A 22,144-nucleotide genomic window follows, 5' to 3' on the forward strand; every position below is an offset into this window, starting at 1 on the left:
ACCCCAACGCGCGTTGCCGCGGTTCCGCCCGCCGAAAACGCGAGCCAATCCGCGCATGCAGTGCGGTCAGCTCCGCGTCCCACTGTCGTATCGAGTCTTGCATGGCAGTCTCCTCAGTGATTACCATGCTTGTTAGACCTAAATAAATGCGGCTGTAGTACTAAACAGCTTAGTCGTAGGTCCGCAATCCTTTGCCGACGCATCCCTGATTGTCGGGAAGGGATTCCCGACCTGCCATGCTAATTTGCACCTGTTCGCCGGGAACGGCTGCCGCCCCTTCGACTTCGCTCAGGACGGGCTTATCCCGGCCTACGCCTGATTGCGTATTAGCGGCGGGTTTGTAAGATCGAAGTGCTCAGTGTAGCGGATTCAGAGGGCTGTCCATTTTCGCCCCGCATGGCGCACGCATGGGGCCGAACGGGGCTGCGGTTCGCTTCTCCGCGTTCAACGCGCTCCGGTGATCGTGACGCTTTTCTGCGTCCGGCAGGTGTCGCGGATGCTCTCGCAGCGGGTAAAGGCGTGGGTGTCGCGGTCGAAACAAACGATGACTTCGTCGAGGGTCTGGGCGCTGCTCCTTTGGCCGTTCGCACCGCAGGACAGCACGATTTCGTCGTCATCGAGCCCTGGATTCTTTTCCATGAACAGCCGCTCGATCTCCTCCGCTTCGGCGGTTTCGGCGAGGCCGGGCAAATTCAGTTTTCGGTAAAGCGCTTCGGTCAGCTCGAAATAGCCGCTGCGGGACAGCGCGGTGCAGGTTCCGTGGGCCCTCCATTCGTGACGGATCAGATAGTCCGACGGCATGAAGGCGTGAATCCTGCGTTTATCGACCCGATCCGGGCGTCCGCCGTTTCGGCATTCGCGCGGAGCATCGTTTTCACACTGAGGCCAAAGCCCATGGACAATAAATCGACGGTTTTCCCGGCACTGCGGCTCGTGCCGGAGGCCGGGATGGGAACGGCAGAATTCCGGCGACCAGGACAGGGCCAGGGCGTAATACTTGAATTTGCCGGCCACATTATCACTGCACGCGTATTCGTCTTCCGCGCTCCAGTCCGCATATGCCGGAAGAGCTGAAAAGGCCAGTGCGAATAAGACGATTCTCTTCAGGATGTTCACGGTCTGCCCCCAAGAAGCGGTGTGGCTGAAGCGACCGTTTGTGACGGGTTTAGGATCACGGTTTTCTTATGCGTTTTCGAGATGAATAGCTCGTGTCTTTTCGGGATTATCCTAGAAACGGCCGTTGGACGTGCTCGAGTGTGCGGCGGGCAGGTCGGCTGGCAAGCCTGTCCTGAGCCCCGTCGAAGGGGCGCGACGCCGCCGCGGGGTGGTCTCCCGCAAGAAGGAGCAACGCCGCCAGGTGGCCGGCCCGCCGTGCAATCGGGTGCGTAGCGGCTTCACCCAAGCGGTGAAATCGGTACAAGGTCGGACACTTACGATTCATTAGATTTCTCTAATGCATCGAAGCGGTCAACTGCCGTTTCTAGGATTATTGTACTCGGGCATCTCTGCGGAATGCTCATGCGTCTCGGCGGCAAAATGTGAAGGCGGAATTTACCGGCGATTCGAGTTCAGGTCACCGGCAAATCTCGTTATCTCGGCTGTAGAACGAGTATCTTCGCAAACGATCGAAGGTTCACCACTTCTTCCAGCATCATCCCGCACCGGTCGAACAGACTCCGCCATTCATCGAGAGTCCTCTCTCTTCCTCGGGTGGCCATGAACATTTGCATGTCGAGAGCAGCGCCGGCAAGGTCGGCCCGCAATTCGGCCATGACCAGCTCCATCAGGGCGATGCGGGCGTCCGTTCCGGCGCAAGCGCCGGCAAGATTGGTGAGAGCTTTGGCGCAGGTCTCGTCGTCGAAGCCGTGCAGTACGGCGCTGAGCAGGTAGATGTCCTTGTCGCTCGTCGCCGTCGGGACCGCTTCGAGTAGATCGCCGGCCTGAAAGCTCAGGCGGGCGAGCAGCTCCGGAGCTTCGCGTCCAATCCAATATCGTTCGGCATCCCGGATAACCTGAGCGCGATCGACCACCACGGCTTTCAGATGCGGATGCCGTTTCAGAATGGCAAGGGACTTACTGCCCCTCGATCCGCCGACATCAATCACGCGCTCGAAACGTCCCCAATCGAAGTCGCGGGCGAAGCTGTCTCCGGTCAAGGCTTCAACGCTGTCCATCGCCCGCGAGAACAGTGCGTCGAATTCGGGGTGGCTGTCCATATAAGCAAACAGGTCCTGCCCATGAGCGAGCCCGAAAGGAACTTCCCCTCTCTTGACGCCGTTTTCCAATTGTTCATACCAGGGGCGACTCATCTCCTCCGAGTTGTGCATCAGAATCATCGCGCGCACGCTTTTCGGGTGGTCCTTCCGCAGATAGGCGGAAACGCGGTTATTACCGAACACACGTGGCGACACTTCCTGGAAAACACCGATGGCAGCGAGCATCCGAAGCAGCCGGTGGACGCCATCGGGCTGCGCGGAGACCTGCGCGGCGATCTTTTCGGCCGTGAGCTGTTGGTCTCCCAGCACCGTCGCGATGTCGAGTCGGGCGGCGACGTAAAGCGCCCGCGATTGCCAGAAAGCCGAGCCGATCTGCATTAGGCGAAACGGCGGCGGCGTCAGCTTGTCCGGGATGGTCTGGAGCCAGCCGGCGAATTTCATCAATCGGGAAAACAGCCGAACGGCTCCGGTAGTTTTTTGTAATGGCATCGCGGCTCCAGCTATTCGTGCGGGGCCGGTGCCAGGCCCCCTGTAAAGAGTCGGCCGTTGAACTCGGCCAGGGTTTCGATGAACGCTGCATCCATCGCATGCCCCATCTGTTCCTCGAAGATGTCTTTCAGCAGCATCGGCATCATGGCCAGGCTGACGAATGTCATTCTCAGGATGTCGGGGTCTACCGATGGGGCGATCTGTCCATGGCTTTTCAAGTCGGCCACGGTCCGCGCGCCGCGTGTGCGTCCCCGTTCCAGCAATTGCTGAATGAAGCGTCGGCCCGGGCCTTGGTTCAGCGCCAGCACTTTCAGGATCAGCCTGGGAAATTCAGGCCGTTTGGACATCGTGTCGTAGTAGAGACGGAGGAAATCCGTAAAGCCTTTCACCGACGACAGCATCGGGCCGTCCAGCACATCCAGCAACGGGCTCAACGTATCCCGGATCATCTCCTCGTACAGACCTTCCTTGCTGCCGAAGTAGTAACGGATCATCGAAATATTGGCGTCGGCCTTTTCGGCAATCCGTCGGGTCGTGACCTTGTGGTATTCGTCGGCGAGAAAGCATTCGAGAGCCGCCCTGAGCAGCCGGGACCGGACGGGGGCTGGAGCTTGTTCGGCGGCGACAGCCATGGACTTCTCCTATAGCGGATGACGGAAAGCAGAGTAGCATCCGCCTGTTGCCATCGATAGCGGTTTCGCCAATCAAAACGCGTCCTTTGATTGATTCATGGCTCGGCGCGCAGGGCTATTAGCTCTATCGCGTATTCGGCAAAACTTGTTGCGTTGCCGCCAAATCATAACGGATTAATGCTTGCGTTCGGCCATCAGGCGGGGCACACTCCACGACTGTTGAGGCACGGCTAATTTGTCAAGGGGACAAATATGGATATCAAAAATGAAGAAGAACGTTTTGATCCCTCGAAATTCACGCCGATCGGCACTTGGACACTGCTTTGCCTGATCGTCGCCGGAATGGTGATCGCCTGGCTTTTCCTTTACTTCGGCGTTTTTCTGCCGCGCGGCGGCGTGCAGTGAGGTGAGCCATGCACATCCACCCGCTCGAGAGAAGATGGATTTATGTCGTTCTGGCGGTCATCGGCATCCTTCTGCTGGCCATTTTCTACACCGCCATCGCACGAAACATCCATCCACCCAGTCACATCGAAACCATCGATTCCGCCAGTCTCCATCTGAGCGAGGAATTCGCCGAGGATAAACTGGGCGTTTGGACCCAACCCGACGGCACGATCAAAGTGACTCTGGTCGCCGCCCGCTACGGGTTCTATCCCCGCGAGATCCAGCTTCCCGCCGGAACCCAAGTGACGTTCCGCATCGCCAGCGCCGACGTCCTGCACGGCATCCATATCCCGATGACCAACATGGGCACGATGGTTGTGCCGGGCTACGTCTCCGAGATCACCACGACCTTTCCCAAGCCCGGCGAATATCCCATGCTCTGCAACGAATACTGCGGGCTCGGGCACGATCACATGTGGAGCAAGGTGACCGTAGTGGCCAAGGAAAGCTGGCCCGCGGCACCCAATGCGCAACCGGTAAGGAGATAAGCGTATGCTCGCAATCGAAATCAGAAAACTCGCGCTGAGCCATTTCGCGGTCGCTTTCGGTGCCTTCGCTTTGGCGGCGGTTATGGGGTTCTATCAGGTGCTGGAGCGCAGCGACCTGATCCCGGCACTGCAGTCGCCCGGCGTGTACTTCGCTTCCGTCAGCACGCACGGGGTGTTGATGGCTTATGTGCTGACCACCTTTTTCATCATGGGGTTCGGCTACGTCACGGCCGTGTCCAGCCTGAAGATGCCGCTATGGAATCTGAAATGGGCCTGGATCGGTTTCTGGATCAGCACGGTCGGGACGGGATTGGCCGCGATCCCGTTGCTGCTGGGTCGGGCATCGGTGCTCTACACCTTTTATCCGCCGGTGCAGGCCCATGCGCTGTTTTACATCGGCGCAACGCTGCTGGTGGTGGGCTCCTGGTTCTGGTGCGTGATCATGATCGCCATGCACAGGCAATGGAAGGCGGCTCATCCGGGCGAGCCGGTGCCCTTGCCGATGTTCGCTACTACCGCCAACGCGATTCTGTGGCTTTGGACCAGCGCGGGCGTGGCGGCGGAGGTTTTGTTCCAGCTTGTTCCCTGGTCCTTGGGATTGAAGGATACGGTGGATGCCGGGCTAGCGAGAACGCTGTTCGCCTGGACCCTGCATCCTATCGTCTATTTCTGGCTGATTCCGGCCTATATCGCGCTTTACAGCTTCGTTCCCAAGGCGGCGGGCGGGAAACTGTTCAGCCACGAACTGGGACGTGCGGCTTTCGTCATGCTCTTGGTGCTCAGTCTGCCGATCGGTTTTCACCATCTTTATATGGACCCCGAACAAAGTGCCGGCTTCAAGCTGTCTCACGGTGCGCTGACCTTTCTCGTGGCCGTGCCGACCTTGCTTACCGCCTTCACGGTGACCGCCTCGCTGGAAATGGCCGGCCGATCCAAGGGAGGCACGGGCTTGTTCGGCTGGATCGGGGCCTTGCCCTGGCGCAACTCCATGGTGCTCGCGGGCATTCTGGCGGCTGCGATGCTGGTCCTGGGCGGTTTCGGCGGCCTGGTCAACGCAAGTTATGCGATGAACGCCATGGTCCACAATACGGCTTGGGTGGCCGGGCATTTCCATCTGATCTTCGGCGGGACCACCATCATCATGTACATGGCCACGGCCTATTACCTTTGGCCTCACGTGACCGGCAAGCCGCTTGTTTCGTCCACGCTGCCTCTCGTGCAACTGTGGTCGTGGTTTTGGGGGTTCGTCATTCTGACGACGGCCTGGCATATTCTCGGGTTGCTCGGCCAGCCGCGCCGCATTTCGACCGTGACCTACAACAGTCCCCTCACCTTCGCGTGGGATCCCTATATATTGACCATGGTCGTCGGGGGAACCGTGCTGACGTTTTCGGCCGTGCTGTTCGTCTATATCCTCGCGAAATCGTACCGACAGCCGGAAACGGCACCGATTCAGGCGGACGAAATCGAATACGCGGAATCGCTGGACCCGGTGACCCGGGTGCATCCGCTGTTGAACGGTTTCAGAGTGTGGAATATCGCGATAGCGGTGCTCATGCTGGTGAACTTCGGCTATCCGATCGCCCAATTTTTCCTGATCAAAACCTTTGGCTCGGTCGCGTGGGGGTACTGACATGAAAAAGGGCTATGTTCTCGCATGGATCGTGCTCGCTGCGGCGAACGGTCAGATCTCGGCGGAGCCTTCGACGCAAGTGGCGTGGACCCCGGAAACCCTGCGGTTCGTCAGGAATGGCGATGCCGAGAGAGGTAAGGATATCGCGGAAAGCTGCGAAGCCTGCCATGCCGCGACGCCGGAAAACGCCGAAAGCGAATTCCCGTATCTTCAAGGGCAATCGGCGACCTATCTCTATAAGCAGCTTCACGATTACAAGAGCGGCAGCCGCTCGAACGAGATCATGGTGGGCATAAGCGCCGGCCTGTCGGATCAGGACATGGCGGACGTCTCGGCCTGGTACAGCCGCCAGTCCCTGCCTCCCGCAAAGAAGGCAGATGAGGTTCCGGACACGATCCGCAAACTCGTCGACCGCGGCGACGGAACGCGCATCGTAGCGCCCTGCGCCGTCTGTCACGGTTCCGCCGGGCAAGGCCAGACCATGGATACGCCGGTCCTTGCCGCCCAAAAGGCCGCCTATCTCGAACAAACGATGCTGGCGTACAAATCCGAGGCGCGACGCAACGATATCTACCGGCGCATGCGCCTGATCGTGCAGCAGCTCAACGACGAGGAGATCCGGCAGTTGGCGAAGTATTACGCGGGTTTGGAACGCTGATCGATTTTCCCTCTCATTTTTTCGCGTAACCGGAATAAGCGTTAGCCGGTCTGCCGGGAACGGCTAATTCCATTCGGCATGCGTGTGGACATTCATCGTAGGGTGGATTTAGCGGAGCGTAATCCACCGATTGAAGGTCGCTCGGTGGGTTATGGCCTCGCGGCCTAACCCACCCTACAAACATGAATTCCAGATTGAAAGCGACTTGGAATAACGCCTCTTCGACGCCGCTCGGAAAGGCTCATCCTTCTACATGGCTAATGCGTTTTGGTGCCCTCGGGTTTTACCGTACCTTCCGGCGTGACTTCCACGATCGGCAATGGCGTGTCTTTGGTGTGAGGCGGCAGGTGGGTCAATTCGATTTTGGGTTGATCACCGGTCAAGGTTCTCAAAAAGGTGGTGACCGAGTCGATTTCCGGATCGGTCAGCTTGGCGCCCAGTTGCGCCGTGCCCATGATGGCCACGGCCTGCCGGAGATCCCACACCTGGCCGGAGTGGAAATAAGGAGGCGTCAGCACGATATTCCTCAATGAGGGCACTTTGAAGACGTATTCGTCGCTGGCGGTATTGGTGACGGTGAATCGTCCCTTGTCCTTCAGCGGCAGGATTTCCGCACCGGGTTTTTCCACGACGCCGAAAGGAAAATAGCCGTTGCCGCCGATGTTGATGCCGTTGTGGCAGTTCGAGCAGCCCTTGTCCATGAACAGCGCCAGGCCTTGTTTTTCCGCATCGTTGAGCGCTTTGTCGTCGCCTTTGAGATAGCGGTCGAACTTGGAATTCGGGGTAATCAGGGTCGCTTCGAAGGCCTCGATGGCCTTTGCCAGATTATCGAAGCTCACCGGGTTGGGTTCGTTCGGGAAAGCTTGCTTGAAGCGTTCGACATAGCCGGGGATGGTGTTCAGGGTTTTTTCGAGCCGCTCGGGGGTATTGTTCATCTCCACGCTGGCCTGCAAGGGACCCTTGGCTTGCGTTTGAAGATCGGCCGCCCGCCCGTCCCAGAACTGGGCGATATTGAACACGGAATTCAGCACCGTGGGTGCATTGCGGGGCCCTTTCTGCCATCCGTGTCCGATCGAAGTCTGCTCGAGATCGACGCCGCCCAGCGCCAGGTTGTGGCAGCTATTGCAGCTGATCATCCAACTCCTCGAAAGACGCGGATCGAAGTAGAGCATCTTGCCCAACTCGATCCTTTCCGGCGTAACGACAGTGTTCCGGATGGGCGGCGGTTCGGTGGGAATGGGTTTGAACAGGGCCTGCGCCCTTTGCATAAGCTCCTCGGCTGCCCATGCGTTTCCCACCACCATAAGCGGCAAGCACAAGATTAGTCTTTTCACCTTTCCTCTCCTCGTGAAAACCGAGTACCAGAACCGGCAAGCCCTGGCGAGTGATTATCGGATCGCATTTCAGCCGCTCAAATGCGATTTATCAACTGCAAGATTAGAGAATCCTAGAAACGGCCGTCGGACGAGTCCGAGCGTACGGCTGGCGGACCGGCTGCCCGACTATGGGATTCGAGTGTGGCGTGCGGCGTACGGTTCCGGATCCCGGCCGAGAAACGCCTCGAATTCGCCGGCATCGATGGGTTTTTGGAGATAGTATCCTTGGCCGAACCTGCAATAGATGCGCTGCAAGAACGCCAATTGGTCCGCGGTTTCGATGCCTTCGGCCACGGCATCCAAATCGAGGTGCTGAGCCAGGTTGACTATGGCTTCCACGACGGCGGCATCTTGTTGATTGTGCCCGATGCTGCGGATGAAGCTGCGGTCGATTTTCAGTTCGTCGAGCGGCAGTTGTTTGAGATAGGCGAGCGAGGAATATCCGGTCCCGAAATCGTCCAAGGATAAACGCACACCCGCGTCTTTCAGCTGCCGCATCCTCTTCAGCGAGCCTTTGAGATCCTCCATGACGACATTCTCGGTCAGTTCGAGCGCGATCAGGCGAGGATCGACGCCCTGCTGGGCCAGTATCCGCAGGATCGATTCCACGAGCTGCGGATGGCGGAACTGCACCGGGCTGAGATTGACCGACACGGTGCGGATGTCGGCGAGCAGGCCGCTTTGTTCCCAGCAGCGCAGATATGCGGCCGTTTGCCCGATGATCCACTCGCCGATGGGCAGTATCAGGCGGGATTCCTCGGCGAGGGAAATCAAGTCCGATGGGCCGATGAGCCCCCTTTCCGGATGCAGCCAGCGCATCAGCACTTCCGCGCCCGAAGGCCGGCCGCTGTGCAAATCGAATTGCGGCTGGAAGTGCAGGCGCAATTCGAGCCTGTCGATTGCATCTCGGAGCTCCTGCTCGAGCGCCAGTCTTTGTTGGGCGTTTTTGTGCATCTGCGGATTGTAGAACCGGATGGCGTTTCGGCCATCGTGCTTCGATCGGTACATCGCCATGTCCGCATGCTTGAGCAGATCTTCGCCGTTCCCGTCCGCATCGGGAAAAAGGGCGATGCCTATGCTCGAGGTCACATGATAAGAATGATCCCCCAGCCGATAAGGCTCCTCCAGCGAGGCAAGCACTTTCTCGGCTATTTTCCAGCACTTGTCACGGGCGTTCTCGGGTCTATCCGCCAGCTCGCAGAGCAATATCACGAACTCGTCGCCGCCGTACCGCGCTACGGTGTCCTCGCTGCGAACCAGCGAGACCAGGCGATGGGCTATCTGCTGCAATAGCGTGTCTCCCGCCGAATGGCCCAGCGAGTCATTGATGTTCTTGAAGTTGTCGAGATCCAGGAAGAGCAGCGCGCCGTGCCAGCCGTGCCTTCTCGACGCGGCCAATGCTTGCTCGATCCGAACCTGGACGGAGCGGCGATTCTCCAGCCCGGTAAGCTCATCGAAGAGCGCCAGTCGCTCGGCCTTGGCTTCGGCCGCCATGCGAATCTCGACTTCGTTTTCCGCCTGCCGATAGGTGGAATACATGTTGATCATAAGACCGGTCAGTACACAAACGTAGCTGGCGCATTTGAGCACATGGGCCAGATTGAATTCGAGGTCGAACAGGCCACTCGACAAGGGCATGAAGACGGCTTGGGATTCGAAGCTCACGATCAACGACAGTATCATCCAATGCTCGAAACTGTCGGTCTTCCATCGGCCTTTTCTCAGATAACCGATCAAGGCGAGCAGAAAGAGGATTGCCGGAAAGAATTCCTGAGGGCGAAAAAACGGACTCAACAACACAAAATGATGAGACGGCGGGAGCGGTACGAACGCGAAGAAAAGAAAACTCAGCAACGCGGCCCCGGCAGCCGTCGAATAAACGGTTTTTTCGTCGAATCGGCCGGCTGTGCCGAGTTTCGCCTCGCGGCGCCAAATCCACCCGCTCAACAGCAGCGCCGCAGACAGAAAGAAACGGGATGCCATCCAGCTCCACGGTATCAACGACGATAACGCCGAGGGCAAGCGCTGACTCAGCCACTCCGAGGTCACCAGGGCGTGGTGCCCGTCGAGGAGGCCGGTGCCGAGGAAACCGGTGCCGATAACCAGAAAGGTATTGCTCTTGCGGCTGTAGTAGCGGACCAGGGCCATGGCTCCGACGACGAACGCCAGCAGCGTCGCGACCGTTTCCATAATGGTGTGCAGATGCGCCGAGCCGGTCCACGAATGGCCGCGCAACGCGAGGTAGCCGGCGACGAGAAGCAAGGCCACGAGCCCGTAGCTGAACAGACGGGGCCTGACCGGAATATCGGAGTGGATATTGTTCAAGGCAAAGGACGGTTTAAATTGATTAACTTTAGTCAACTATCGTCGACATGATGGTTCGCCTTGGAGCAACAATCCGGATCGTGGGTTTGTACCGGCGGGCACGGTACGCTGCCGTAGGAGCAGAAGACGCAGCAATCCCCCTGCTTGGGCCTCAGCATCCGTCCGCAGCCGGCGCATTCGTAGAACCACTGGCAGGCATCGACGGGCATTTGTTCCTCCCGCGAAAATCCGCACGCCGGGCAGGTGATGATCGATAAGGTTTTCGGTGGCGTTGTCATAAGTTTTTTCCGCTGGAAACCGCCGACCGGGCGAATCAAGCCGATTTTCTCGGGCGGCTTTTCGGAGTGCCGGCGCCTCTCGATTTTCCACGTGGAGGGTTCGGGCGACGCGTGGGCCGCATGGCGTCGGATCGCGGACGCAACGCGTAAGCCAGGATCGCCGCAGTCGCCGACACGTTGAGGGATTGTACCTGGCCGGAGCCCGGCAGGGTCACGACGGCTTCGCAAGCCGCCAGCGTCGCCGTCGGTAGCCCATCTTCCTCGTTGCCGAGAACGACGGCAGCGGGGCGCGGGTCTTGCGTCAGCGTTTCCATGGAAACGCCGCGCCCCAGGGCCGTGCCCACGACGCGGTAATCGCGTCTCAAGCGCTTCAGTGCCTCGGGCAAAGACGTGGCCTTGCGGATTTGCAGGTATTCGAGCCCGCCCTCTGCCACCCGATAGGCCGATTCGGAGAGTCCGGCTTGAGCCGGGTGATCGGAAATCACCAGATTCTGAAATCCGAAAAAAGCCAGCGTGCGGGCGATGGCGCCGAGATTATGAGAATTGCTGACGCCGTCCAGGATGAACAGGGGCTGCCCGCTTTGAGCCCACTGATGGGCTTCCCCGAGATCCAAGGGCGGAATCGGGCGCGGCTCGGCAACCGCGACGATACCGCCGTGCAGCATGGTGCCGGCGATGCGCGCCAACTCCTCGGTGTCGACCATGCGGTAGGGACGACGGACGCGTGCCATATAGGCGCAGAACTCGCCGACCAGGGGCACCATGTGCTCTTCATAAAAAAACCGCAGCACCCGGTCGGGATCGCGCTTGAATAACGCGGTAACCGCGGGCAGCCCGGCGATTCTGATCGTCCGCTCGGGCGGGTGGGCCATCGGTTTCTCCGGCTGCGGGCGTTTAGGCGTGCGTACTTGGCGGGGTGAGCGGTCCGAGGGACGCGGCGTTTTCGGTTTGGACACGGAAGGAATTGCATAGTAGTTTCTACGGTTTTCCATTCTACCCATTCCGCACCGTCCGCGGTGAGCCAAGACCCGTGTCCCGCCTGATACTTTTCAATAAGCCCTACGACGTTCTGTCTCAGTTTACCGACCGCGCTCACGACCGCGCGACGCTCGCCGATTACATTCCGCTCAAGAACGTGTACCCCGCCGGTCGGCTGGACCGGGACAGCGAAGGACTTCTCCTGCTGACCGACGACGGCCGCTTGCAGGCGCGCATCGCCGATCCGCGTCATAAGTTGCCTAAGGTTTATTGGGCGCAGGTGGAAGGGGTTCCGGACCAGGCGGCGTTGGAGCGGCTGCGGCGCGGGGTGCTGTTGAAGGACGGTCCGACTCGGCCGGCCAAGGCGCGCGTCATGGAGGAGCCTCCGGGTCTTTGGCCGCGCGATCCTCCGATTCGCTATCGTGCCGCCATTCCGACTTCGTGGATCGAACTGACTTTGCGGGAAGGACGCAATCGTCAGGTACGGCGCATGACCGCGGCGGTTGGATTTCCCACTTTGCGTCTCATTCGCTGGGCAATCGGGCCTTGGACGCTGGGCGACCTCAAGCCGGGAGAATGGCGCGAGGCTGAACCGCCCCGATGAACACAGACCTCGCTTCGATCTTCCCGATCGGCGAGGTGAACCCGAAAGACGAACAAATGTCTACAAGATTATGGCTCCGGAAACGGGCCTGAAGGATTCAATGGAAGATCAACGGTATGGATACGAAGCGCGCATCATTTGGCGCTTTGCTGCTTGTAATAGTGCTATGGCTGGCCGATCCGCTGCAAGCGAAATCCATGACTGTAACTGCCACCGCGTACAATTCCGTCGTTGAGCAAACCGACAGCACACCTCATATCGGCGCCTGCAACAAACCCATTGAATCCAAACGCAACGTCATTGCTGTCTCACGCGATCTTTTCGAGATGGGGCTCAATTGCGGAACGAAGGTTAAAGTCCATGGCATGGGTGAATTCGTCGTGCTGGACCGTATGCACGACAGATGGGAACGGCGAATCGATATTCACATGGGCAAGAAGTTGGGGAAAGCGGTAGCTTGGGGCGAGAGAAAAGTCAGAATCTCGTGGTAGGCTCCGATACCGATCCACGCAAACGAATCCGACCTTCGGCTTTTGCCGTGGAACTTAAGGGATGTTTCTATATGGAGATTTTCGATGGAAACGATTCTACTGATTGTTCTGATCCTGCTGATTTTCGGGCTCCTTCCCACGTGGCCGTACAGTAGAGGATGGGGTTATTACCCGAGCGGCATCGTGGGCATCATTCTGATCATCATCGTATTGATGATTTTGTTGTAATCATCGGACCTTCGGCGAAAAGCGGTACTTGAATCGGGCTTCGGCCGAGCGAGACTCTAAACTGCGGCTCACAACGGTCCTCCCCTGAGCCGCAGCAGGTCGAAAAACTCCCGCCTCGTCTTCGGTCCGTAGCTGGCGAAACTGGGCTCTGGGTGTTCCAGGTACACTTGCTTGATGCCGGCGACGCGGTCGGAAGCGGTGCGCCTTTTTATTTCCTCCGTCGAGATGCCGTAGGGCTTGGCGGCATTCAAGCCGAACACTTTGGTCCGCAATTCCGCAGTAATCTCCGGATAGCCGTGGCGTTCTCTAAGGGGTTCGCCGATCTGGAACGCACGGAAAGCCTGAATCTGGTCTTGGGGGCTGCCGTACCAGATCGAATCGGTTCCCCACAGCACGTTGTTTTCGCCCACGTATTTGAACAGCTTGCCGAGCACATGGGCGGCCTGGCCGGGGTCTCGCATCAGCAGCTTCCAGGTGCTGCCGAGTTCCGCGTAAACATTGCTGTTCGGCGGAATGCCGTTGTCCTGGACGCTCTTGATGAGCGAATCCACACCTGCCGAAGCGTTATTGGGATCGTAGCGCCCTTCCTTGCGTTTCGGCTCGTAGCCGGAGTGATAGACGATAAAGGCGACGTCCGGAAAGCGTTTGGCCACCACGCCGATGTCGCGGCAGGTGGAATGCGTATAGTCGAGGCCGAACAGGGGAAGCCCTTTGTGTATGCAAATCACTTTCACGCCCAGACTGCGCGCTTTTTCGATGAAGGGAATCCCGACGTTGGGATCGTCCAGCCAATACCCTTTTCCCGAGGGTCCCCACTGGGTATAGGTTTTCCAGGCGGCGACGCCGTATTTTTCCTTTTGCATGGACATCGCATCGATTTCGCCCGGCAGGTTGGGACGGACCAAACCGTGGATCAGCAGCCGGTGTGAGCCTTTCAGGGCGTCCACCGTGGCCCGCGTGGCGGCGGCGTCTTCTATGGTCAAGGGATCGTCGCCCGGGGCTGCCGGAACGGCCGAGAGGACCGCCATGGTGGTGTCGCTGTCCAGGAATACTTCGCGGATGAAATGCTCCGCCGAGAAGCACTCGATGGCGCCGTCGCCGCAATCGGATTGCGGAAAGAACCGGAGGCTATACGTCCAGCGATTGGTCGGTCTTCGCCACGGCCCCTTGGGATTCACGTGGTGTCCCTGAATGTCAAAGATGAACTCCTTTCCGCCCAAAGCCGCTTGGGCCAGCTCCGGTTCGTAAGCCGCTTCTACCGGAATTTCGTATCGTCCTCCGGTTCGGCCGAAAGCGGCGAACGCCTGGTTCATGGCCAGCAGCGTCGTCGCTGCGCCCGACACCGATTTAAGAAATGTCCGTCGGCTCATGCCGAGCCGCCGCGACACCGTCGAAACCTGGTCGTGCGCTAATCGCTTCGCCATGAATACCGGTTCGGTCAGCGGCATCGGCAGGTATTCGCCATTAGTGGCGGTATCCAGTTTGACGGGCAAACGTCTACCCTCCGGATCGATAGGCGCCATGAGGTTCTCCTTGCTCGATTCAATTCACCGTTTCGAAATCTATTTATGAGACTTGCGATCAAAATGCTTTGTTTCACCTGAAGGCGATTTCTGCCGTTCGCCCTAAGCTTTGCTTTATCATGCAGAGACAAGTCGAAGATCCATAACGTCCGGGAGACACTTTCATGCCCATCAGATTCACCCTCGCTATCGTCGCGTTGATTCTGCTGCTATTCGGCTGCAGCCGCGACGAGCTTGAATTGAAGTTACAGCTCGACGCGCCGGGCGGTTTGCAGCCGGGAGACGCTGTTGTCATTCGGAACCAGAGCGTGGGCAGGGTCACGGACGTGGAAGCAACAGGGCAAAGCGGTTACGTGGCAAAGCTCGCCATCGAGCCCGGGTTTGCTGCGGAGGTCACTCAGAGCGCCCGTTTCGTAGTGGACGAAGACCCTGATAATTCCGAACGGCGTCGTGTCGAAATTCAGGCGGGGAACGCGGGTGACGCGCCTTTGGCGGATGGTGCCACGGTTCGGGGTTCTGTCAGACAGACGCCGCTTTTTCCTCTGGGGGAAATCTTGCGCAGCTTCACCGAGGGGCTTGGTATTCTTCGCGAGCAGGTGGAGCGCTTCGAGTCCGATATGCGGCGGGTGCCGGAATCGGAGGAGGCACAAAAGCTGCGGGACGAATGGGCACGGTTATTGGGCGAGATACAAAGAGCGCAGGCTGCTACCGAAGAGTCCATCAAGAAGGATTTGTTGCCCAGGCTTCAACAGGAACTACAGCAGCTGGAAGACCAACTGCGGGCTCTTGAAGCAACGCCCGGAAAAAAGCCGCAGACGATATGAGGCCGGAGTCACGGGTTTTTAGGGCATTTCCGGAGCGAAGCGACGCAAAAAACGTCTTCGGAATTCCGTTTCTTGCTCCGACTCATGTCAAGCTTTCGTACATACGAAGGCGTACGTATTTGTCTTGGGGCTATATGCGGGTTTAATGAAGCCACCTGAAACCGGGAGCGCAGGGTTTCGGTTTCAGGTCCGGAACAGTGGACGTTCCGGTAGGGATTAGGATGTTGCGAAGGGACTTAGGGATGTCGCGAGGAACAGGATGTTCCGAACGGAATAAGGATATTCCGTGCAGGATTTGGAACGCGAACGGACTTAAGGATATCGCAGTAGGAAAGGGATGTTCCGAACGGACTCGGGATGTTTCGAAGGGAATCGGGGCATTCTGATCCGGAATTCTTCAGCGGACCAAACTTATTTCTTAGTGACAGCGGATGTCGACCCTGAACAGGGATGTTCCCCCTATGGCTGTCTCGTCGGAAGCGCGCTGGTTTTCCATAAAACGCCGATGCGACTGAGATGTCGCCTATTGTTGGGTTCCTGAGACAACTATAACTGCCGGTCCACCGTATCCCGCGCCGGAGCCGAAGGCCGCTGGTCCGCGGGGATTGTTTTTTCGATCCGACAGTCGACCGACGCTGCTCGGCCTGCGTGGTAAGCCGCAAAAGGCTTGGTACGGTCAAGCTTCGATATTTGCTTGATGGCCTAGGGCGACCGACAAGCGAAAACAATGGTACGCAAGCCCGAAACTGTTTCTGAACCGTTTTAGCGGTCGGCAGAAAGCAGTTCGGGCCAGCGTTGCAGAGCAGGCCGCATCGAAACAACCTGCTCTTGAAGATGTTTCTCGGCTACCGGTTAGTAACCGCGACGCTGACCGCCGAAGCCACCACCGCCACCGCCACCACCACCGCCGCGACGTTGAGTAGAACCGCCACGGTTGTTTTCGCGGGGACGCGCTTCATTGACGGTAATGGAACGGCCGCCGAATTCGGTCTGATTTAATTTATCGATAGCTTCCTGCCCCCCCCGGCTGTCCATCACGACAAAGCCGAAGCCCTTGGATTGTCCGGTAAAGCGATCGGTGATCAGATTAACCGATTGAACCTCGCCATACTGGGAGAACAGCCCACGAAGCTCGTCTTCCGTGGTCTGGAATGATAAGTTGCCTACATAAATATTCTTCATTTGAAAATAACTCCCGCTCCGACACGCGCCGGAACATCAACAAACAAAACCGGCCTCCAAGGCCGAGGACAAACCTACGAGTTACTTCTTGAGGTATGAGGCGAGGACTTCGGGAACAGAGCGAGAACGACGCCGGATCCAGGAAGGAATTACCAAATGCCGCTGAAGGAACGTGTCAGGTTCCCGAACTCTAGCATGAGGATATGGCTTTGCCTATGGTTATTTCTACGAATCCCGCATCGGGCAAAAGTATGTCTGTGCCGGTTATGATTTGATTCGATCCGAGGGAAAATCCGGACGACGATGGTGGATTTGCAATCCGTCCCGTTATCGGGAAACATTCGCCCAAGCCCTCAAAACTCTTCATAAAACAGATCCACTCTTGATTTCCAACCATCCCCATCGAACCGCCTGTTGCGCGGAAGGCGGCCGTATGTGGCAAGGACGAATGCGCGGACTGGCCTACATGGTCATTGCCGCTTTCCTGTTTTCGGTGATGGGAGTAGGTGTGTACGGCGCGGCCCTAACCGTCCCTCCGGTTGCTGCGCCTATGGTTAGTTTCATTCGGGTGACGGTGAATCTCGTCATCCTCGTGGCGCCGGCGCTGTGGTTCAAGCAGGGATGGGCCTTATTCGGCGACCGGCGGGCTTCGCTGTGGTTGCGCGGTCTATTCGGTGCGGTCTCGCTGATGCTCTCGTTCGCGGCTATTCAGCGGATCGGGCCCGGCGAGAGCGCGTTTTTGTCGGCGAGCAGCGGCGTGTTCGTGGCTCTGTTGGGGCACGCCGTTTTATCGCAGCGAAACCCGCTGTCCGTCTGGCTGGCCATATTCGGCTCGCTCGCAGGCCTTTTTCTGCTATTTCAGCCGAGGCTCGGCCCTTCGGACTTTCTCGGGCGGGCTATGGCGCTGGGGTCCGGATTTCTGGCCGCTCTGGCGTACTTGATGGTTGCCCGCGCCGGCCGGAGTAATCCGCCGCAGGCCGTGGTTTTCTATTTCTGCCTGGTCGCCGTGGCGATTCATCTGGTTTATTTCGGAATTTATGGCGTCCTTTGGCCGTCCACGCAGAATGCTTGGGGCTGGGTGATGCTCGCGGGGATTTCCGGCAGCGGTGCCCAGTTGTACATGACGCGAGCCTATCAAATGGCCCCGGCCGCCTTGGTCAGCTCCGTGGGCTACATCGGTCCGGTTATGAGCGTGATTTGGGGCGTGTTGCTGTTCGCGAAGATCCCCGATCAGAAAGCCCTGGCCGGTTGCACGCTGGTCTTGCTTTGCGGAGTCTTCCTGCCGTTCTCGGCCGTCCGTTCACGTGCCGAGAAATGAGAGGTCGACTGCGTTGGCGGGCACCGGGCGGGGGGCGAAACTGAACTCGGAAGACGGAACCGACTTGCCGAATAAATAACCCTGGCCCAGTTGACACCCTTCTGCGGCGAGAAACGCGTGTTGCGCCGCCGTTTCCACACCCTCTGCGATCAACTCCAGGCGGAGCGAGCGAGCCATTGCCGCAATCGCCCGAATGATCGCATCGTTATTCTCGTGCGGCACATCCATGACGAAGGATTGGTCGATCTTCAGGCGATGCACGGGCAATTGTTTCAGATAACCCAGGCTGGAATAGCCGGTGCCGAAATCGTCGACCGCAAGATTCACGCCGAGTGTGCGCAAGTCTTCGAGAATGCGCAGCGTTTTCTCGGTCTGCTGCATGACGACGGTTTCGGTAATCTCGACCTCCAGATATCGCGCGTCGAGGCCGGTTTCCGCGAGTGTGTGGGAGACGAGTTCGACCAGATCCGAATCGTGTAATTGCTGACTGGAGACATTGACGGCGATTTGCTGGAAGGAAAACCCGTGATCGAGCCAGCTCTTGGCCTGGCGGCACGCTTCGCGAAGCACGAATTCGCCGATTTGGCAGATGATTCCGCTTTCCTCGGCGAGCGGGATGAATTTGGTGGGCGATACCAGACCGATTTCCGGATGGCGCCACCGTACTAGCGCTTCGGCTCCCGATACGGTGCCGTCGAGCAAATTGATTTGGGGTTGATAAAAGACTTCAAGCTCGCCCCGTTTGAGCGCCTGGCGTAATTGGGTTTCCAGCCGCACTTTTTCCAGGACCTCCTGGGTCAGCGATTTGCTGTAGAACTGGAAGCGATTCCGTCCCAGCCGCTTGGCGTGATACATCGCCGCATCGGCATGCCGAATCAGGTCGTCGGTACCTTTCGCATCGTCCGGATAAATGCTGATGCCGATGCTGGGGGTGATGAACAAATCGTGTTCGTCGACACGGACCGGCTCGCTGAGCGCGTTGACCAGCACTTCGGCGAGTATCGCCGCGCACGCCGGGGTCTTGATGTGCTCCTGGGCGATGGCGAATTCGTCGCCCCCCAGTCTGGCTACGGTATCGTTCTCGTGGACGGCGGAAGTGAGTCGCGACGCAATCTCGCACAGCAACTGATCACCCACGGCATGGCCCAGGCTGTCGTTGATGTTCTTGAAACGGTCCAGGTCTATGAATAGGACGGCCACCCGATGTCCTTCGCGATGGGCGTGGGATAAGGCGTGATCCACCCGATCCGTGAACAGCAGGCGGTTGGGCAATTGGGTGAGGACATCGTGGTGCGCGAGTTGGAACAATTGCTTCTCGAATTGCTTGACGCCGCTGATATCCGAAACCACGGCGACATAGTTCAGAATCTGGCCGTCCCGATCGCGAATCGCGCTGACGTTCTCGAGGGCAGGAAAGATTTCGCCGTTCTTGCGCCGGTTCCAGAGCTCGCCGCGCCACTGCCCGGTTGTCCGGATCGCGGCCCAAAGCTCTTTGTAAACAGCGCCGTTGTGTCGCTTGGACTGCCAAAGACGCGGCGTCTTGCCGAGCAAATCGGATTCGGGATAGCCGGTAATCGCGGTAAACGCTCGGTTAACGGCAACGATTCGAGTTTCGGCATCGGTAATGACGATCCCTTCGGTGGTATTTTCGAATGCCGCTTGGGCGAGACGGAGCTCGGTTTCGATCCGTTTTTCCGCGGTTATGTCGCGGGTGATGCCGTCAAGGCGAGTGCGTTCTCCGGCCGCATCGGTAACGGGATAACCCATATCGTGGACCCAACGGATCTCTCCGTCGGCGCGAACGATCCGGTACACGGCATCGAAGTTGGCGCCTTGGAGGAGATCGGCGAATCCGGCATGAACGAACGGGCGGTCGTCCGGGTGGACAACATTCAGCCAGAGTTCCGGATCGGCATAGAATTCCTCCGGTTTATGGCCGTAAATATTTTCGACGACTTTGTTGACGAACAGCACTTTTTCGCCATCCGGAGAGACGCTCCACACGGCATCCCGCATGTTGATCAGAATGCTCTCCAGATGTTCGCGCTCTTGCTCGAGCTGCCGCGTCGATTCCACGACCCGTTGCTCGAGAAGCTCTCCGCGGTTGCGCAGCATGGACTGCGTGGACTTTTGCTCGGCCACCAACGCCGACATGACGTACGTGGTGCCGCCGACGATGAGTATGAAGGCGTCGAGCAGCAGAAAAGAGGCGTTCGTCGGGTACTGGGAAAATGGCCCGATTCCGTTCGCCGTGCTCGCCGCCGCGATCAGAACGTTGAGGGCCAAGGTCGAAGCGATGGCAAGCGGGCCGAAGCGGAAAGCCGCCCAAATGAGAGTGGGAATGGTGAGAAAGACCAACGGATAGTGAGCGGTATCCGGGTGCAGCCATCCGCCGAAGGCATAAAGCCCGGTCAATACTGTCAGCACTGTATGGAGTGCCTGTTCCAAGCTTAAAGCTTCAAGCTTAGAGCGCGCGGCCAACGCCAGAAAAAGCGGGGCCACCACAAGCGCTCCGCTGGCATTGCCCAGCCACCAGGTCCACCATAGATCGCAAATCGGGCGGGATGCATTTGGTTCCAACAGCATCACGCTCAAGCTTCCGATGCCGGCGCTGATAAGAGGAGCAGCCAGCACGCCGAACGTCAAAAAGCGAAATACGTTCCGAACCGTACAAAATATCCGGTCCGAGGGCACGGCGCGGGCGATCCATGCGGCTCCGGCGACGGCCTCGAGCGTGTTGCCGACGGCGATGGGGAATGCGGAAAGCCACGCACCGGTCGTGAGATTGACTGCCAGGGCGCCGAGAAAAACGCCAGGCCACCAGCGTCGGCCGAAGGCGAGACACACGGCCAGGGCGAGGCCGGTCGGAGGCCAGATGGGAGTGACTTTGACGTGGACTGTCGCCAGCAACAGAGCGGATTTCGCCGTCAGAAAATAGGACGCGGCGAAAATGACCAAGCTGAGCGGATAAGTGAGCCGCCCGCTCGTAAGCTTGGGTCGGGAGACGGATGCCATCGTTTTTGAATGTCAGATGCTAAACGAGCCGCGAGGCGGAGTTATCGGCCGAAGACTTTAAACATAACCCGCGATAAATGAAAGCTCGTTTCGCCCGGAAACCAGATTTGGACTTGCCGGGGACTCAGGGGTGTCGTCGTTTACCGGAACGGCGTTTCGGTTTAATGCTGTTCCTCTTGTCGGAAGACGGTGTTTCGACGATGCGGTGCGGGAAACGATCCATTGTGCGCAAATCGGGAAAGCCGTACATCCAAACTATGGCGACGGCCAGTGTGACCGCTCCCCCGACGATAATGGCGGGAGTGAGGCCGAACCAAGCGGCGGTCAGGCCGGATTCGAATTCGCCCAGTTCGTTCGAAGCGCCGATGAAGACGGAATTGACGGCGCTCACTCGCCCGCGAATCGCGTCGGGCGTTTCGAGCTGGACCAGCATGTGGCGGATGTAAACGCTGACCATGTCACCGGCGCCCAGCAAGAAAAGCGCGGTGAGCGACAAGGGAAAACTCGTCGACAGGCCTAGCACGATGATAGCCGCCCCGAACACAGCGACGCCGCCGAACATCCAGCGTCCGACGTGTCGGGAGATGGGCGCGAAGGCGAGCAACATGGCAGTCAGGGCGGCGCCGGCTCCGGGTGCGGTGCGAAGCAGGCCCAACCCGGTCGGGCCTACGTGCAGAATATCGCTGGCATAGGCCGGCAGTAGCGCCGTGGCGCCGCCGAACAGAACGGCGAACAAATCGAGCGAAATGGCGCCGAATACGGTGGGCCGCGAACGTACGAAGTGCAAGCCGTCCAGAACGGTATGCCAGCTCATGGGTTCGCGGCCGTTGGTCCGCCAGGGAAGGCTGCGCATCGACAGAATCAGGATTGCCGAGAGTCCGAGCAGCACCGACACCGTCGTGTAGACAGTCATGGGCCCCGCAAGATATAGGACGCCGCCGAGTGCCGGACCCGCAATCACCGCCAGTTGAAAGCTCGATGAACTGAGCGCTACGGCATTGCTGAAGCTTTCGGCGGGGACCAGATTGATTACGATCGCCTGGCTGGACGGCATCATGAACGCCCGCGCCGATCCGTAGAGCGCCATGACGGCAAATACCGGCCACACGACCTTTAGGCCAGTTAGGGTGAACCCGATCAGCAATAGGCCGCATAGCATTTCCACGGCATAACAGAGCATGATGATGCGGCGCCGGTCGAAGCGGTCCGCCAGTTGGCCGGCTATCAGCACGAGCGGCACGAAAGGCGCGAACTGGGCGAGCCCTACAAGTCCGAGATCGAGCGCGTCGCCGGTAAGCGCGTAGACTTGCCAACCCACGGCCACGCTTTGCATTTGCACCGCAACGGCGCCGAGAAATCGGGCGCACAGGTAAAGCACGAAATTGCGATGGCGGAGTGCGGACGTTTTGGTCGTGGATAATGACATGTATTCCGGAGAA

The 22,144-nt window shown here is 58.7% G+C and carries 21 protein-coding genes; 9 read left to right on the forward strand and 12 right to left on the reverse strand.

Annotated features, from left to right (window positions below):
* Positions 1 to 444: 444 nt before the first annotated feature.
* From JOD69_RS16520 to JOD69_RS16535, 4 genes are all read right to left on the reverse strand, one after another.
* Entirely contained in the window at positions 445 to 1,116 is a 672-nt protein-coding gene (locus tag JOD69_RS16520) for a hypothetical protein (RefSeq protein WP_086134455.1), read from the reverse strand.
* Between the two features lie 106 nt (positions 1,117 to 1,222).
* A complete protein-coding gene (locus tag JOD69_RS16525; protein ID WP_210024080.1) occupies positions 1,223 to 1,441 on the reverse strand; it encodes a hypothetical protein in 219 nt (72 codons plus the stop codon).
* Between the two features lie 148 nt (positions 1,442 to 1,589).
* The gene (locus JOD69_RS16530; RefSeq protein ID WP_086134454.1) at positions 1,590 to 2,705 is read right to left on the reverse strand and encodes a methyltransferase; all 1,116 of its coding nucleotides are present in this window, start codon (positions 2,703 to 2,705) and stop codon (positions 1,590 to 1,592) included.
* A gap of 11 nt (positions 2,706 to 2,716) precedes the next feature.
* Entirely contained in the window at positions 2,717 to 3,337 is a 621-nt protein-coding gene (locus JOD69_RS16535; RefSeq protein WP_086134453.1) for a TetR/AcrR family transcriptional regulator, read from the reverse strand.
* Between the two features lie 252 nt (positions 3,338 to 3,589).
* On the opposite strand from JOD69_RS16535, the gene JOD69_RS16540 reads away from it, so the two are divergent.
* The 4 genes from JOD69_RS16540 to JOD69_RS16555 are packed head-to-tail and all read left to right on the forward strand — an operon-like array spanning position 3,590 to position 6,563.
* A complete protein-coding gene (locus JOD69_RS16540) occupies positions 3,590 to 3,742 on the forward strand; it encodes a hypothetical protein (protein ID WP_166642458.1) in 153 nt (50 codons plus the stop codon).
* Between the two features lie 8 nt (positions 3,743 to 3,750).
* Complete coding sequence (locus JOD69_RS16545; protein ID WP_086134452.1) at positions 3,751 to 4,272, forward strand: cupredoxin domain-containing protein; 522 nt, start codon at positions 3,751 to 3,753, stop codon at positions 4,270 to 4,272.
* A gap of 4 nt (positions 4,273 to 4,276) precedes the next feature.
* Positions 4,277 to 5,905 (forward strand): b(o/a)3-type cytochrome-c oxidase subunit 1, encoded by a 1,629-nt coding sequence (locus JOD69_RS16550; RefSeq protein ID WP_086134451.1) that lies wholly within the window; start codon positions 4,277 to 4,279, stop codon positions 5,903 to 5,905.
* 1 nt (position 5,906) lies between these two features.
* Positions 5,907 to 6,563 (forward strand): c-type cytochrome, encoded by a 657-nt coding sequence (locus tag JOD69_RS16555; RefSeq protein WP_086134450.1) that lies wholly within the window; start codon positions 5,907 to 5,909, stop codon positions 6,561 to 6,563.
* 257 nt (positions 6,564 to 6,820) lie between these two features.
* Here JOD69_RS16555 and JOD69_RS16560 read toward each other — a convergent pair whose 3' ends face one another.
* The 4 genes from JOD69_RS16560 to JOD69_RS16575 all read right to left on the reverse strand — a co-directional run bounded on the left by JOD69_RS16560 (position 6,821) and on the right by JOD69_RS16575 (position 11,414).
* Positions 6,821 to 7,897 (reverse strand): cytochrome-c peroxidase, encoded by a 1,077-nt coding sequence (locus tag JOD69_RS16560; protein WP_168183836.1) that lies wholly within the window; start codon positions 7,895 to 7,897, stop codon positions 6,821 to 6,823.
* A 168-nt stretch (positions 7,898 to 8,065) separates the two neighbouring features.
* The gene (locus JOD69_RS16565) at positions 8,066 to 10,300 is read right to left on the reverse strand and encodes an EAL domain-containing protein (protein ID WP_210024081.1); all 2,235 of its coding nucleotides are present in this window, start codon (positions 10,298 to 10,300) and stop codon (positions 8,066 to 8,068) included.
* The gene (locus tag JOD69_RS16570) at positions 10,297 to 10,542 is read right to left on the reverse strand and encodes a GDCCVxC domain-containing (seleno)protein (protein ID WP_086134458.1); all 246 of its coding nucleotides are present in this window, start codon (positions 10,540 to 10,542) and stop codon (positions 10,297 to 10,299) included. The genes JOD69_RS16565 and JOD69_RS16570 overlap by 4 nt, the downstream gene beginning before the upstream one ends.
* 35 nt (positions 10,543 to 10,577) lie before the next feature.
* Complete coding sequence (locus JOD69_RS16575; protein WP_086134447.1) at positions 10,578 to 11,414, reverse strand: RNA methyltransferase; 837 nt, start codon at positions 11,412 to 11,414, stop codon at positions 10,578 to 10,580.
* A gap of 158 nt (positions 11,415 to 11,572) precedes the next feature.
* On the opposite strand from JOD69_RS16575, the gene JOD69_RS16580 reads away from it, so the two are divergent.
* The 3 genes from JOD69_RS16580 to JOD69_RS16590 all read left to right on the forward strand — a co-directional run bounded on the left by JOD69_RS16580 (position 11,573) and on the right by JOD69_RS16590 (position 12,843).
* On the forward strand, positions 11,573 to 12,124 hold the full coding sequence (locus JOD69_RS16580; RefSeq protein ID WP_086134446.1) for an rRNA large subunit pseudouridine synthase E: 552 nt from the start codon (positions 11,573 to 11,575) through the stop codon (positions 12,122 to 12,124).
* 116 nt (positions 12,125 to 12,240) lie between these two features.
* A complete protein-coding gene (locus JOD69_RS16585) occupies positions 12,241 to 12,615 on the forward strand; it encodes a 3D domain-containing protein (RefSeq protein WP_086134445.1) in 375 nt (124 codons plus the stop codon).
* 84 nt (positions 12,616 to 12,699) lie between these two features.
* Positions 12,700 to 12,843: a DUF3309 family protein gene (locus JOD69_RS16590; protein ID WP_077728224.1), complete on the forward strand. Its 144-nt coding sequence runs from the start codon at positions 12,700 to 12,702 to the stop codon at positions 12,841 to 12,843.
* A 68-nt stretch (positions 12,844 to 12,911) separates the two neighbouring features.
* Here the strand turns inward: JOD69_RS16590 and JOD69_RS16595 are convergent, their stop codons facing one another.
* Entirely contained in the window at positions 12,912 to 14,366 is a 1,455-nt protein-coding gene (locus tag JOD69_RS16595; protein WP_086134444.1) for an amidohydrolase family protein, read from the reverse strand.
* 164 nt (positions 14,367 to 14,530) lie between these two features.
* Between JOD69_RS16595 and JOD69_RS16600 the strand changes: the two genes are divergently transcribed.
* Complete coding sequence (locus tag JOD69_RS16600; protein ID WP_086134443.1) at positions 14,531 to 15,190, forward strand: hypothetical protein; 660 nt, start codon at positions 14,531 to 14,533, stop codon at positions 15,188 to 15,190.
* Between the two features lie 852 nt (positions 15,191 to 16,042).
* On the opposite strand, the gene JOD69_RS16605 is transcribed toward JOD69_RS16600, so the two are convergent.
* Complete coding sequence (locus JOD69_RS16605) at positions 16,043 to 16,372, reverse strand: RNA-binding protein (RefSeq protein WP_086134442.1); 330 nt, start codon at positions 16,370 to 16,372, stop codon at positions 16,043 to 16,045.
* A 433-nt stretch (positions 16,373 to 16,805) separates the two neighbouring features.
* Between JOD69_RS16605 and JOD69_RS16610 the strand changes: the two genes are divergently transcribed.
* Positions 16,806 to 17,690, forward strand: coding sequence for a DMT family transporter (locus JOD69_RS16610; protein ID WP_086134441.1), 885 nt, complete (start codon positions 16,806 to 16,808; stop codon positions 17,688 to 17,690).
* Here JOD69_RS16610 and JOD69_RS16615 read toward each other — a convergent pair.
* Both JOD69_RS16615 and JOD69_RS16620 read right to left on the reverse strand, forming a co-directional pair.
* The gene (locus JOD69_RS16615; RefSeq protein ID WP_086134440.1) at positions 17,673 to 20,705 is read right to left on the reverse strand and encodes an EAL domain-containing protein; all 3,033 of its coding nucleotides are present in this window, start codon (positions 20,703 to 20,705) and stop codon (positions 17,673 to 17,675) included. The genes JOD69_RS16610 and JOD69_RS16615 overlap by 18 nt on opposite strands.
* Before the next feature lie 124 nt (positions 20,706 to 20,829).
* The gene (locus JOD69_RS16620) at positions 20,830 to 22,131 is read right to left on the reverse strand and encodes an MFS transporter (protein WP_086134439.1); all 1,302 of its coding nucleotides are present in this window, start codon (positions 22,129 to 22,131) and stop codon (positions 20,830 to 20,832) included.
* Positions 22,132 to 22,144: the final 13 nt, after the last annotated feature.

It is taken from the genome of Methylocaldum sp. RMAD-M (genome assembly GCF_017832375.1).
GTDB lineage: Bacteria > Pseudomonadota > Gammaproteobacteria > Methylococcales > Methylococcaceae > Methylocaldum.

What these genes read in the sequence shown, in the direction of transcription:
- JOD69_RS16540 (WP_166642458.1), top strand. Translation starts at nt 3,590, where the DNA reads ATGGATATCAAAAATGAAGAAGAACGTTTTGATCCCTCGAAATTCACG.
- JOD69_RS16550 (WP_086134451.1), top strand. Translation starts at nt 4,277, where the DNA reads ATGCTCGCAATCGAAATCAGAAAACTCGCGCTGAGCCATTTCGCGGTC.
- JOD69_RS16615 (WP_086134440.1), bottom strand. Translation starts at nt 20,705, where the DNA reads ATGGCATCCGTCTCCCGACCCAAGCTTACGAGCGGGCGGCTCACTTAT.
- JOD69_RS16535 (WP_086134453.1), bottom strand. Translation starts at nt 3,337, where the DNA reads ATGGCTGTCGCCGCCGAACAAGCTCCAGCCCCCGTCCGGTCCCGGCTG.
- JOD69_RS16555 (WP_086134450.1), top strand. Translation starts at nt 5,907, where the DNA reads ATGAAAAAGGGCTATGTTCTCGCATGGATCGTGCTCGCTGCGGCGAAC.
- JOD69_RS16570 (WP_086134458.1), bottom strand. Translation starts at nt 10,542, where the DNA reads ATGACAACGCCACCGAAAACCTTATCGATCATCACCTGCCCGGCGTGC.
- JOD69_RS16530 (WP_086134454.1), bottom strand. Translation starts at nt 2,705, where the DNA reads ATGCCATTACAAAAAACTACCGGAGCCGTTCGGCTGTTTTCCCGATTG.
- JOD69_RS16590 (WP_077728224.1), top strand. Translation starts at nt 12,700, where the DNA reads ATGGAAACGATTCTACTGATTGTTCTGATCCTGCTGATTTTCGGGCTC.
- JOD69_RS16605 (WP_086134442.1), bottom strand. Translation starts at nt 16,372, where the DNA reads ATGAAGAATATTTATGTAGGCAACTTATCATTCCAGACCACGGAAGAC.
- JOD69_RS16525 (WP_210024080.1), bottom strand. Translation starts at nt 1,441, where the DNA reads ATGAATCGTAAGTGTCCGACCTTGTACCGATTTCACCGCTTGGGTGAA.
- JOD69_RS16585 (WP_086134445.1), top strand. Translation starts at nt 12,241, where the DNA reads ATGGATACGAAGCGCGCATCATTTGGCGCTTTGCTGCTTGTAATAGTG.
- JOD69_RS16610 (WP_086134441.1), top strand. Translation starts at nt 16,806, where the DNA reads ATGTGGCAAGGACGAATGCGCGGACTGGCCTACATGGTCATTGCCGCT.
- JOD69_RS16595 (WP_086134444.1), bottom strand. Translation starts at nt 14,366, where the DNA reads ATGGCGCCTATCGATCCGGAGGGTAGACGTTTGCCCGTCAAACTGGAT.
- JOD69_RS16545 (WP_086134452.1), top strand. Translation starts at nt 3,751, where the DNA reads ATGCACATCCACCCGCTCGAGAGAAGATGGATTTATGTCGTTCTGGCG.
- JOD69_RS16600 (WP_086134443.1), top strand. Translation starts at nt 14,531, where the DNA reads ATGCCCATCAGATTCACCCTCGCTATCGTCGCGTTGATTCTGCTGCTA.
- JOD69_RS16620 (WP_086134439.1), bottom strand. Translation starts at nt 22,131, where the DNA reads ATGTCATTATCCACGACCAAAACGTCCGCACTCCGCCATCGCAATTTC.
- JOD69_RS16575 (WP_086134447.1), bottom strand. Translation starts at nt 11,414, where the DNA reads ATGGCCCACCCGCCCGAGCGGACGATCAGAATCGCCGGGCTGCCCGCG.